The organism is Nocardioides sp. (assembly GCF_030149505.1).
GTDB lineage: Bacteria > Actinomycetota > Actinomycetes > Propionibacteriales > Nocardioidaceae > Nocardioides.
This window is the reverse complement of the sequence record NZ_JASBRN010000049.1, coordinates 15,892-27,211: the sequence shown is the minus strand read 5'-3', so window position 1 is coordinate 27,211 and position 11,320 is coordinate 15,892. Positions and strand designations below refer to the sequence as shown.

Annotated in this window: 10 protein-coding genes and 1 other RNA gene; 8 read left to right on the top strand and 3 right to left on the bottom strand. The window is 72.8% G+C overall.

All coding sequences use genetic code 11. The annotated features are described in order from the left end of the window. Nucleotides 1-207: 207 nt before the first annotated feature. Together Q1V71_RS11065 and Q1V71_RS11060 are read right to left on the bottom strand one after the other, a co-directional pair. On the bottom strand, nucleotides 208-2,166 hold the full coding sequence (locus Q1V71_RS11065; RefSeq protein ID WP_300643799.1) for a hypothetical protein: 1,959 nt from the start codon (nucleotides 2,164-2,166) through the stop codon (nucleotides 208-210). Between the two features lie 86 nt (nucleotides 2,167-2,252). Further along, nucleotides 2,253-2,939, bottom strand: a complete 687-nt coding sequence (locus Q1V71_RS11060) for a hypothetical protein (protein ID WP_300643797.1) — start codon at nucleotides 2,937-2,939, stop codon at nucleotides 2,253-2,255. A gap of 142 nt (nucleotides 2,940-3,081) precedes the next feature. On the opposite strand from Q1V71_RS11060, the gene ftsE reads away from it, so the two are divergent. The 8 genes from ftsE (at nucleotide 3,082) to chrA (ending at nucleotide 10,627) form a co-directional block, all read left to right on the top strand. Then, nucleotides 3,082-3,771, top strand: a complete 690-nt coding sequence (gene ftsE / locus Q1V71_RS11055) for a cell division ATP-binding protein FtsE (protein ID WP_300643795.1) — start codon at nucleotides 3,082-3,084, stop codon at nucleotides 3,769-3,771. Between the two features lie 68 nt (nucleotides 3,772-3,839). After that, nucleotides 3,840-4,751, top strand: a complete 912-nt coding sequence (gene ftsX / locus Q1V71_RS11050; RefSeq protein ID WP_300643793.1) for a permease-like cell division protein FtsX — start codon at nucleotides 3,840-3,842, stop codon at nucleotides 4,749-4,751. Between the two features lie 36 nt (nucleotides 4,752-4,787). Continuing rightward, the gene (locus Q1V71_RS11045) at nucleotides 4,788-6,071 is read left to right on the top strand and encodes a peptidoglycan DD-metalloendopeptidase family protein (protein WP_300643791.1); all 1,284 of its coding nucleotides are present in this window, start codon (nucleotides 4,788-4,790) and stop codon (nucleotides 6,069-6,071) included. A 44-nt stretch (nucleotides 6,072-6,115) separates the two neighbouring features. Beyond that, the gene (smpB, locus tag Q1V71_RS11040) at nucleotides 6,116-6,595 is read left to right on the top strand and encodes an SsrA-binding protein SmpB (RefSeq protein WP_300643790.1); all 480 of its coding nucleotides are present in this window, start codon (nucleotides 6,116-6,118) and stop codon (nucleotides 6,593-6,595) included. Beyond that, on the top strand, nucleotides 6,588-7,574 hold the full coding sequence (locus tag Q1V71_RS11035) for an amidohydrolase family protein (protein ID WP_300643789.1): 987 nt from the start codon (nucleotides 6,588-6,590) through the stop codon (nucleotides 7,572-7,574). The genes smpB and Q1V71_RS11035 overlap by 8 nt, the downstream gene beginning before the upstream one ends. A 20-nt stretch (nucleotides 7,575-7,594) precedes the next feature. Next, nucleotides 7,595-7,965, top strand: a transfer-messenger RNA (tmRNA) gene (ssrA, locus tag Q1V71_RS11030). 82 nt (nucleotides 7,966-8,047) lie between these two features. After that, a complete protein-coding gene (locus Q1V71_RS11025; RefSeq protein ID WP_300643787.1) occupies nucleotides 8,048-9,214 on the top strand; it encodes an ArsO family NAD(P)H-dependent flavin-containing monooxygenase in 1,167 nt (388 codons plus the stop codon). Nucleotides 9,215-9,259: 45 nt separating this feature from the next. Then, on the top strand, nucleotides 9,260-10,627 hold the full coding sequence (chrA, locus tag Q1V71_RS11020) for a chromate efflux transporter (RefSeq protein WP_300643784.1): 1,368 nt from the start codon (nucleotides 9,260-9,262) through the stop codon (nucleotides 10,625-10,627). An 87-nt stretch (nucleotides 10,628-10,714) separates the two neighbouring features. Here chrA and Q1V71_RS11015 read toward each other — a convergent pair whose 3' ends face one another. Beyond that, complete coding sequence (locus Q1V71_RS11015; protein WP_300643782.1) at nucleotides 10,715-11,293, bottom strand: dienelactone hydrolase family protein; 579 nt, start codon at nucleotides 11,291-11,293, stop codon at nucleotides 10,715-10,717. Nucleotides 11,294-11,320: the final 27 nt, after the last annotated feature.

Genomic DNA, 11,320 nt, shown 5'->3' with positions numbered 1-11,320 from the left:
GGACGAACCAGACCAGGTGATCCTCAGGTAGCCAGTCGGCCATGTTCGGCGGGAGCAGGAACTCCTGATCCCGCACGACTGGGCGATACGAACGAGCCATGCCCAAGTATTTCGCCCCAGCCGCAAAAACGGGCCGATCTCTCCCGGCGATTTGCAACAGCCACCAGGTTGAACCGGAACGCCACACAGGCGACGTGTCCGGTCGGGTCAGCGACCCTTCACCGGCCGCGACGCCGCCGAGGGCAGGCTCTCGCCCTCGGCGTTGACCGCGACGACGCGGAAGGACCAGAGGCCCTTCGGCATGCGGAACTCCGCGCGCGTCGTACCCGAGGACAGCGGCTCGGAGCGCAGGGACCTGACGACGCTGCCGTCGGGGGCGATCTTGCTCCCGAGGACGACGTAGCCGGTGATCGGGGACCCGCCGTCGTCCAGCGGCGCGGACCAGGTGATGCGCGAGGTGCGCGGTCCACCGCGGCGGCCCGGCGAGGCCTTCCCGATGCTGGGGGCGTCCGGCACGGTCACGACGGGATCCGGGGTGACCGTGGCCGTCGGGGTGCCGGTGGGGGTGGGGGTCACCGTCGGGGTCGCCGTGGACGTCGGGCCGGCGGTCGGCGTCGGGCTCGCCGTCGGCGTCGGGCTGGCGGTCGGCGTCGGGCTGGCGGTCGGGGTGACCGTGCCGCAGCCGCTCAGCTCGAGGGTGTAGCGCCCGAGGCTGCCGTAGTCGTCGTACCCGGTGCTGGGGTTCCCGGTGCTGCCGACACCGTCGACCCGGGCGTAGAGGGGACCGCTGGCCGGGACGGTCACGGTCGCACCCATCCCGCCGGCACTTAGGCCGTCGCCGAGGGTCGAGAGCGGGTTGTCGGAGCCGCGCACGGCACCGGTGGCGTCGAGGACGGCGAGGTCGATGTCGAGGTTGGGACTGATCGGGGCAGGCCGTGCGCGCACGGTGACCGTGCCGCTGCAGGACCCGAGGGCGAAAACGTCGACGTCGGAGCGGCTGGCGATGATCGCGCCGGATGCCGGGAGGGCACCCGCAGCGGTGCCGACAGTGCTGCCGGCCTCGTCCGGGACGAGCCGCAGACCGCCCTCGAAGGTCACGGGGTCGGTGTCCAGCATCATCGCCAGGTCGTCCTGGTCGTTGAGGGAGCCGGAGAACAGCCCGTTGCTCCACTGGATCACGGGGCCGGGGCCCGAGCCCATGATCGGCGTCCAGTTGGCGTGGCCCTCGTAGTAGCCGTTGAAGTCGTCGCCGCTCCTGTCGTGGTGGTCGAGCCCGAGGTTGTGACCGACCTCGTGGCTGACGGTGGAGGCGACGGAGACGGGGTCGTCGAAGTGGCGGGTGAAGGCCCAGGCAGGCTGGTACCGCGCGTGCCGACCGGTGTCGTCGAAGACGCCGATGAAGGCGATCCCGGTGCAGAACTCGCTGCCACACAGGTCGGCGTGGACCTCGACGTCGTCGGTCACGACCGCGCGAGCACCGAAGACCCGGTCGGTCGGGCCGCTGCGCGTGATCGCCGCGGGGCCCGGGTCCTCGGTGGTCACGTCGACGTCGAAGGGGGCGTAGTCCTCGGCGACCATCTGCCACACCTGCTGCATCGCTGCGTGCTCGGCGGCGCTGAAGCCGCTGAGGTCACCGTCGAGGTCGAAGGGGTCCAGCTCGGTGTCGGAGGTCTGACCGTCGCCGAAGCCGTTCCAGTCGGTGCCGGAGACCGCGGCGCCCTTGAAGTCGATGAAGATGGTCAGGTCCGACTCGGGGCGGCTGTGCAGGGTGAACGTCTGCGTGCTGGGGAAGAGGGCGCCGGTCGTCGCGGGTCGCACGGCGGGCTGCTGCCGGGAGCCGATCTCGTCGCGGTAGGCCATCCGACCACTCGGGGTCAGCACGAGCGTCTCGTCGCGCAGCAGCAGCCCGCGCAGCTCGGCGGGGGCGCGGCCGTTGAGCGCGGCAATCTCGTCGAGGTCCTCGCCCACCACGCGCAGCGCGGCACGCCCGCCGACGGTGCGCGGCAGGACCGGGTTGTCGACGGCAGTGACCAAGGTCCGCGTGGGGGTGCTGACCGGCGGGGCCGCGTCGGTCGTGGACATGGACGCCGAGGAGCTGGCGATCGCCAGTGGCGCCGTCGCCGGGGCGAGCAGGACCAGGGCGACGAGGAGGACACGGAGGCGCACGTTCGACGGTAACGCCGCGGACGCCACGCGGGCCGGCTTCCACCGGAACCTTCACCGAACGTCCAGACGGGCGTGGTCCGCCCGGGTCACCCCGTCGGGACCGAGGTCCCGTCCAGCGCCTGGAGCAGCCCCGCGCACCAGAGGTCGGAGCGCCGCTCCACCTCCGCAGCGGCGACGCCGCGTCCGCCGTCGAGGGAGCAGCCCAGCCACGCGTCGCCCAGCACCCCGGCGCGCACGACCCGCGTGCCTCGGCCGACCTCGCAGGTCACGCCCACGCTCCGCGCCCCGTACGACGGTGCGTCGGCCAGCTCCGTGCAGCCGGGAGCGTCGCGCAGCGACCCGGCGAGCTCGGTGGCCAGCGCACGGCCGGCGGGGGGCACGGCCACCCAGGCGCGGGCCTCGGCACCGCCGGCCCTCCACGTGCACCCGTGCTCGTGCGCCACGTCGCGGGCAGCGCCCTGACTCCGACCCCTGCCGTCCAGCCGGATCCGGTCCCCATCGCTGTCCTCGCGGGCCGGGGGCGCCTCCGCGACGTCCAGCGCCGCGGCAACCACGGAGCCCGGCACCACCGGGCAGAACGGTGCCCGGGCGACCGCCATGCGGCGTACGGGCAGGTCGGCGAGGGTGACCGGGGCGGTCGCGCTGGCGGCGTCGGGGGAGGGGCCCACCGGGGCAGGGGCGGGGGACCCGGTGCACCCGGTGAGCACGAGCAGGCCGAGCGCCATGACGACACCGGTGGCGCCGGTCGCGGCGGACCGGTGGGGCAGGGGCACGCGCCGAGGCTACGCCGCCGGCGCCAGCGCCCCGGGTGGTGTGCGGCGAGGGCGGAGCGGGAGCAGGTGATCCGGCGCACGCACCGGCGGCACGCGGTCGGGCCAGGGCGGCCCCGGGCCGGCGGGCACGTACTGTGCTGGGGTGATTCGCTTCGAGAAGGTCACCAAGACCTACCCCGGCGCGGGCGCTCCGGCCCTGGACCAGGTGTCGGTGGACGTCGAGAAGGGGGAGTTCGTCTTCCTCGTCGGCCAGTCCGGGTCGGGCAAGTCCACGGCGCTGCGACTGGTGCTGCGGGAGTACCGCCCCACCTCGGGCCGCGTCTACGTCGCCGGCAAGGAGATCAACCGGCTCGCCGGCTGGAAGGTCCCGCGGCTGCGCCGCCAGATCGGCACCGTCTTCCAGGACTTCCGGCTGTTGCCCAGCAAGACCGTCGCCGAGAACGTCGCCTTCGCCCTGCAGGTCACCGGCAAGTCGCCGCGCGAGGTCAGGAAGCTGGTCCCCGAGACCCTCGAGCTCGTCGGCCTGCACGAGCGCGCCGACCGGCTCCCCGACGAGCTGTCGGGCGGTGAGCAGCAGCGCGTCGCGATCGCCCGGGCGTACGTCGCCCGGCCGATGATCCTCATCGCCGACGAGCCCACGGGCAACCTCGACCCGCAGACCTCCGTCGGGATCATGAAGCTGCTGGACCGGATCAACAAGACCGGCACCACCGTCCTGATGGCCACCCACGACCACGGCATCGTCGACCAGATGCGCAAGCGCGTCATCGAGCTCGACCACGGTCGGGTCGTGCGCGACGAGGCCCGCGGCGTCTACGGCTTCAGCCACTGACCCGGGCGCCCAGCCGAGACGGCCCGAGCCCGCCCCACTGACGAGACCCAGGAGCACCCTCCTCTCCCATGCGCTACGTCCTCAGCAACCTCGGCCAGGGGCTGCGTCGCAACTCCTCGATGCACCTCGCGGTCGTCCTGACCCTCTTCGTCTCCCTCAGCCTGGTCGGCTTCGGCGCCTTGCTGAACCGCCAGACCGACCACATCAACGACCAGCTGGGCAGCGAGCTCGAGATCACGGCGTACCTCTGCCGCAAGAACGACTCCAACCCCGACTGCCTCGGTGAGGTCACCGACGCGCAGAAGAAGGCGATCGTCAAGGTCGTCGAGGACAGCCCGGAGGTCGCGGGCTACCGCTTCGAGTCCCAGGAGACGGCCTTCGAGAAGACCAAGGAGCTCTACGGCCCCGAGGAGGCCGACCGGTTCGAGGGGCCCAACGCGATCCTGCGGCCCGAGGACCTGCCGGAGTCGATCTGGATCACGCTGGAGGACCCGCGCGAGTTCGAGGGGATCACCAGCGCGATCGTCGGGCTCGACGGCGTCGCGAGGCTGGTCGACCAGCGCGAGACGGTCGGTCAGATCACCGGCATCGTCGACTGGCTGCAGCGCGCCGCGCTCATCGTGGCGGCGGTCCTGGGGCTGGCGGCGCTGCTGCTGGTGGCCAACACGATCCGGCTGGCGGCCTTCGCGCGCCGCAAGGAGATCGGCATCATGCGGCTGGTGGGCGCCTCGACGCTCTACATCGCGCTGCCGTTCCTGCTGGAGTCCCTGGTCACCGCGCTGCTCGGCGTGGCGCTGGCCGGTGGCGCGCTGGCGCTCTTCCAGCAGCTGGTGGTGGTCGAGCAGTACTCCGGGTTCACCGTCTTCCCGCTCGTGGACTGGGCCGACCTGGGGTACGCCGTCGGGGTGGTCGCCATCGCCGGACCGCTCATCACGCTGGTCCCGACACTCCTGCTGACCCGCAAATACGTCAAAGTCTGATCCCGGGCACCTACGGTCGTCGGGACGACTTCCCCGATGCAACGAGAGCAGACCACGGTGCGCTTCTTCCCCAGCGCCTCCCGTCAGCGTCTCGCAGCGGCCGCCGTGGCCGGTGCGGTGGCGCTGGGAGCCCTGTCCGCCCCCACCCAGATCAGCCTCGCCGGCGACGACCTGAAGGACCAGCAGCGCAAGGTCCAGAAGAAGATCGACGGCGCGGCCGAGGACCTCGCGCACTCCAGTGCCCGGGCGCGCCGCGCGATGGCCGCCGCCGAGGCCGCCCGCGCCGAGCTCGACGCCGCCCAGGGTCGCCTGACCCGCGTGCGTGAGCGGCTCGACGCCGCCCGCCAGCGCGACGAGCGGATGGCCGCCAAGCTGGTCGCGGCCGAGGACCGCCTCGAGACCGCGCGCGAGGAGCTCGAGGCCGGCCAGGAGGCGCTGGCCGACCAGCGCGCCGTCGTGCGGGAGCGGGTCGCGGACTCCTACATGCAGGGCAGCCCCGAGCTGGCCACCATCACCAGCCTGCTGCGCACCCGCTCCACTGAGGACCTCACCCGCCAGGAGGCCGCCACCAGCGCCATCCTGGGGCGCGAGACCACGATGTACGACGAGCTCGAGACCGCCGAGGAGCTACTCGCCCAGCGCGAGACCGAGGTCCAGGAGGCGACCCGCCTCGTCGAGCGCGACCGTGAGCGGGCGGCCCGGCAGCTCGAGACGATCCGGCGCCTGGCCGGGCAGGCCGTCGCCGTACGCGACGAGGTGCGGGCGCTGGCGGTGAAGCGGGCCGACGCGCGTCGCGCCGCCTTCGCGGTGAAGATGCGCGACCAGAGGGCCCTCGCCGCGCTGCGCCGGCAGGAGGCGCGGATCAAGGCCCGGATCGCGGCGGCGGCCCGTGCGGCGCGCGGTAGCTCGGTGACCGCGCGCGCCACCGGCTACCTCACCATGCCCACCAGTGGCTACGTCACCTCGCCCTTCGGCATGCGCACGCACCCGATCTACGGCTACCGCAGCCTCCACGACGGCATCGACTTCGGCGCCCCGTGCGGCACCCCGCTCATCGCGGCCGGCACCGGCAAGGTCATCTCGCGCTACTACTCCTCCTCCTACGGCAACCGGCTCTTCGTCTACCTCGGCCAGGTCAACGGCCGGAGCCTCACGGTCGTCTACAACCACGCCCAGGGCTACCGGTACGACGTCGGCGACACCGTGCAGCGCGGCGCCGTCGTCGGCGGCGTCGGCAACACCGGCTGGTCCACCGGCTGCCACGTGCACTTCTCCGTGCTGGTCGGCGGGGAGCCCGTGGACCCGAACGGCTGGCTGTAGCCGGCCCCCACAACCCGATTGCCGAGGCCTGCGAGAATGGTCGGATGGCCAGGGAGCAGGGGCAGAAGATGATCGCGCAGAACAAGAAGGCGCGACACGACTACGCCATCGAGGACACCTTCGAGGCGGGCCTGGTGCTGCAGGGCACCGAGGTGAAGTCGCTGCGCCAGGGCCGCGCCAGCCTGGTCGACGGCTTCGTCGACATCGACCGCGACGAGGCGTGGCTGCACGGGGTGCACATCCCGGAGTACTCCCAGGGCACCTGGACCAACCACTCCGCCCGCCGCAAGCGCAAGCTGCTCCTGCACCGCGAGGAGATCGACAAGATCGAGCGCAAGATCAGCGAGAAGGGCCTCACGGTCGTGCCGCTGGCGCTCTACTTCAAGGACGGCCGCGCCAAGGTCGAGATCGCGCTGGCCCGAGGCAAGAAGTCGTGGGACAAGCGCAACGCCATCGCCGAGCGCACCGCCAAGCGCGAGGTCGAGGTCGAGGTCGGACGCCGGATGAAGGGCATGCGTGACTGAGGCCGCGGGGGACCTCTCCTGGGACGACGAGGTCGCGGCCACCACCGCCTTCTGGCAGCGCCTCGGCCTGCCCGGGCTGCTCGACATCCACACCCACTTCCTGCCGCCGCCGGTGCAGGCCAAGGTCTGGGCCCAGTTCGACGCCGCCGGACCGAAGCTGGGTCGTGAGTGGCCGATCCGCTACCGCGGCAGCGTCGAGGAACGGGTGGCGCAGCTGCGCGAGCTCGGCGTACGCCGCTTCTCGACCCTGCCCTACGCCCACCGGCCGGGCATCGCGGGCTACCTCAACGACTGGGCGGCTGGGTTCAAGCGCGAGGTCCCCGAGTCGCTGTGGTCGGCGACGCTCTACCCCGAGCCCGAGGTGGCGGCGTACGTCGCGGCCGGGATCGAGGCCGGGGTCGAGATCTGGAAGGTGCATGTGCAGGTGGGGGAGTTCCACCTCGACGACCCGCTCCTCGACCCGGTCTGGGCGCTGCTCGCCGAGGCCGGGACACCCGTGGTGGTGCACGCCGGCCACGCGCCGGTCGGCAACGACTACACCGGCCCCGCGTCCTCGGCGCGCGTGCTGGAGCGCCACCCGGGGCTGGCGATGGTGGTGGCCCACATGGGTGCGCCGGACTTCACCGAGTCCCTCGACCTCGCCGACCGCTACGAGCGGGTGCGCCTGGACACCACGATGGTCTTCACCGACTTCGACCTCGGCGACGGCACGCCCACGACGTACGCCGACGCCCTGCTCGAGCGCTTGGACCGCCAGCGCGACCGGATCCTGCTCGGCACCGACTTCCCCACGATCCCCTACCCCTACGTCCACCAGCTGGAGTCGCTCGAGCGCCTCGGGCTCGGGGACGACTGGCTGCGCGCGGTCTGCTGGGACAACGCGGCTGCGCTGGTGGGTGCCGAGCCCGGTACGCCGGGGCAGGAACGACCGGCGCAGGAACGACTGGCGCAGGAACAACCTGGTGGACGCCGCGGTTAGAGTGGTCGTACAACTCAAGAGGGGCTGATCGGTTTCGACTTGGGACGTTAGTTCCAGGGGAAGCGGGTCGAGGAGCCAGCGTCATCTCGTAAACGATCGCTGGAAACCAATAACTGCCAACGCTAAGCGCAGTTCCTTCGCTCTCGCCGCCTGAGCGGTGATCGAAGCGTCAGACCGGGCATCCGTCTCCGTCCCGGACCCTGGCGTCATCTAGGAGACTTGCTGCTCATCTGCTGTCAGGGTGGATGACCAGGACTCAAACCTGACTGAGCCCGTCGGGGAGGTGTTCGTGCCAGCCCCGGGGCCGAGAAAAGCGACCTCACGGACTGCACCCGGAGAAGACCTGGTTCGACGCTCGAGGACCGGGGTTCGATTCCCCGCAGCTCCACGCCTCACGACACGCGCGTGACCCCCTGCCTCGCCGGCTCGGGGTCGCGCGCGTTCGTCGTGCCCGGGCTGCTTCCATGGGGGACATGGGAGAGGTGAGCGACGTCGATGTCGTGGTCGTGGGCGGTGGCCAGAGCGGCCTCGCCGTGGCCTACCACCTCCACCGCCTGGGGCGCGGCCGGCGCGAGGGGGAGCGGCCGGCGCCGTCGTACGTCGTGCAGGACGACCACCCGCGGCCCGGAGGTGCCTGGCAGGACGGGTGGGACAGCCTGCACCTGTTCTCGCCGGCCAGCCACAGCTCGCTGGCGGGGTGGCCGATGCCACCGTGGACCGGCGAGGACAACCCGGACGCGGCGCACGTCGCGCGCTACCTGACCGACTACGAGCGCCGCTACGAGCTGCCGGTGGTCCGCCCGGTGCACGTGGCGCGGGTGGAGCGTGCGGCGGGGGAGGCGGGCGACCGCCGCTTCCGGGTCCTGGCCGACGACGGCCGCGCCTGGACCGCGGACTGGGTCGTGAGCGCGACCGGCACCTGGGCGCGACCCTTCTGGCCGCACGTCCCCGGCACGGCCGACTTCCGGGGGCGCCAGCTGCACACCGCGGACTACCGCGGCGCCTCCGACCTGGCCGGGCTGCGGGTCCTGGTCGTCGGCGGCGGCAACTCCGGCGCGCAAGTGGCGGCCGACCTGCTCCCGGTGGCCCGATCGGTGACCTGGTCCACCAAGGTGCCGCCGCGGATGCTGCCCGACGACGTCGACGGCCGGGTCCTCTTCGAGACCGCGACCCGGGCCGTGCGCGACCGGGCAGCCGGGATCGCCCACGAGGGCGTCGGCTCGCTCGGCGACGTGGTGGCCGTCCCCTCGGTGCGACGCGCCCGCGACGAGCACGGGCTGTCAGCCGAGCCGATGCCGAGCCGCCTCGTGGGCGACGGTGCGGTCTGGCCCGACGGCACCCACCGTCCCTTCGACGCGGTCGTGTGGTGCACCGGCTTCCGCCCCGCGTTGCGGCACCTCTCGCCGCTGGGACTGACCACACGTCGTGGCCGGCCCGCCACCACGGCGGTGGACCTGCCGGCCCGCGCTGGTGGCGGTACCCGTCGCTCCGCCCCGGTCGTGTCCGCCGACGACCCGCACGTGCTGCTGGTGGGGTACGGCGACTGGTGCGGTGACGCCTCGGCCACCCTGATCGGCGTCAACCGTGCGGCTCGTGACGCCGTGGAGGTCATCCTGGCGGCAAGCCCACCCGCACAGTGAGAGACCGGTCGCCCGGCGTCCACCTCGTCCCGGCAGGATGCCCCCGTGCCTGCCGCTCCCGAGGCTGAACCCCTCGTCCCGCTCCGCGAAGCCACCCGCGTCTGGTTCCTCATCTCCCTGCAGACCTTCGGGGGACCGGCCGGACAGATCGCGATGATGCAGCGCGAGCTGGTCGATGAGCGCCGCTGGATCGGCCAGCGCCGCTTCCTGCACGCCCTCTCGTTCTGCACGCTGCTCCCCGGACCCGAGGCCCAGCAGCTCTCCATCTACATCGGCTGGCTGCTCAACGGCATCAAGGGCGGCCTCATCGCCGGCACCCTCTTCGTGCTGCCCGGGCTCGTCGCGCTCCTCGCCCTCTCCGGCCTGTACGTCGGGCTGGGGGACACCACGGCGGTCGAGGCCCTCTTCGCGGGACTGGCGCCGGCGGTGCTCGCGATCGTCGCGCAGGCGGTGTGGCGGCTCAGCGGCCGGGCGCTGGGGCACCCCGTGATGGTGGCTGTCGCGGTGGCCGCCTTCGTGGCGCTGGCGGCCTTCGCCGTACCGTTCCCCGCCGTCGTCGCGGCTGCTGCCGTGGTCGGCTGGGTCCTGGGTCGGGTCGCCCCCCAGGTGCTGCCGCACGCCAAGCACGGTGACCCCGACAGCGGACCCGAGCCGCTCATCCCCGACGACGCGCTGCACCAGGAGCCGGCGACGCGCAGCCACGCCCTCAAGGTGGTGGTGGTCGGGGTGGTGCTGTGGGCCGCCCCGGTCGTGGCCTTCGCCGTGCTGCTCGGGCGCGACAGCGTCCTCGTCAACCAGGCCCTCTTCTTCTCCGGCACGGCGCTCGTGACCTTCGGTGGCGCCTACGCGGTGCTGACCTACGTCGCCCAGCAGGCGGTGCAGGTCTACGGGTGGCTCGCCCCCGGCGAGATGGTGCGCGGCCTCGCGCTCGCCGAGTCGACGCCCGGCCCGCTCATCATGGTCGTGCAGTTCGTGGCGTTCCTCGGCGCCTACCGCGACCCCGGCGGCCTCGACCCGTGGGTCGCCGGCGTGCTGGCCTCCCTGCTGACGGTCTGGGTCACCTTCGTGCCCTGCTTCGTCTTCATCTTCCTGGGGGCGCCCTACGTCGAGCGGCTGCGCGGCAACCACGCCCTGTCCTCGGCCCTCGCGGGCATCACCGCCGCGGTCGTCGGCGTCATCGCCAACCTGGCGCTCTTCTTCGCCCTGGCCACGCTCTTCGACGACCAGCGCGAGGTCGGGACGGGTCCGGTGTCGCTGGACCTGCCGGTGCTCTCCTCCGCAGACCCGGTCGCCCTGGGGCTCCTCGCCCTGGCTTCGCTGCTGATGTTCTGGCGCGGGTGGGGCGTGCTGCGGGTGCTCGGGGTCTGTGCCGCGGTCGGCATCGTGCTCGGGCTGCTGGGCGCGCCGGTCTGAGTGCGCTGAGCGACGTTCCGCACACCAGGAGCGCCCGAGGCGTGCGGAACGTCGCCGAGCGACCCCCTCCCCGGGGCCGCCGGCCGCCTACAGCCCCGCGAGGAGGGCCAGCACCCGCTCGTCGACCTGCGCTGCGGCCGCGGCGTCCCACGCCGCCAGCGAGCTGTCGACGAACAGGTGCTGGTCGCCGGGATAGGTGAAGACCTCCACGTCGTCGCGGGTGGCGGCGAAGGCGCGGGCCGGCTCGAGGTCCTCGAGGCCGAAGAACTCGTCGTCCTCCATCCCGTGCACCTGCACCGGCGCACCGACCGGCCACGGCCCGACGTGCTCGGGGTCGACGAAGGACTCCAGGAACACCCCCGCCACCGCGCCCGGACGCCGCGCGGCCACGTGCATCGCCGCGACCACACCCATCGACACCCCGGCGTACACCACCTGCTCGGGCAGCTCCTCGACCGCTGCCAGTGCCCGGGCCCGCACCTCGTCGAAGCCGCCGATCGACTGCACGAAGCCGAAGCCCTCCTCCACCGATCCGAAGGTGCGGCTGCCGAAGAGGTCGGGGGCGTGCACGACGTGCCCGGCAGCGCGCCAGCGCTCGGCCAGTGCCTCCATGCCCGGCGTCCGCCCGGCGACGTGGTGGAACAGGACGATCGTCTGCGTGCTCATGGGCCGACCCTAGGGCGGGCCGCTGAC

What these genes read in the sequence shown, in the direction of transcription:
- Q1V71_RS11025 (WP_300643787.1), top strand. Translation starts at nt 8,048, where the DNA reads ATGGGAGAGGTGAGCGACGTCGATGTCGTGGTCGTGGGCGGTGGCCAG.
- Q1V71_RS11045 (WP_300643791.1), top strand. Translation starts at nt 4,788, where the DNA reads ATGCAACGAGAGCAGACCACGGTGCGCTTCTTCCCCAGCGCCTCCCGT.
- smpB (WP_300643790.1), top strand. Translation starts at nt 6,116, where the DNA reads ATGGCCAGGGAGCAGGGGCAGAAGATGATCGCGCAGAACAAGAAGGCG.
- ftsX (WP_300643793.1), top strand. Translation starts at nt 3,840, where the DNA reads ATGCGCTACGTCCTCAGCAACCTCGGCCAGGGGCTGCGTCGCAACTCC.
- Q1V71_RS11015 (WP_300643782.1), bottom strand. Translation starts at nt 11,293, where the DNA reads ATGAGCACGCAGACGATCGTCCTGTTCCACCACGTCGCCGGGCGGACG.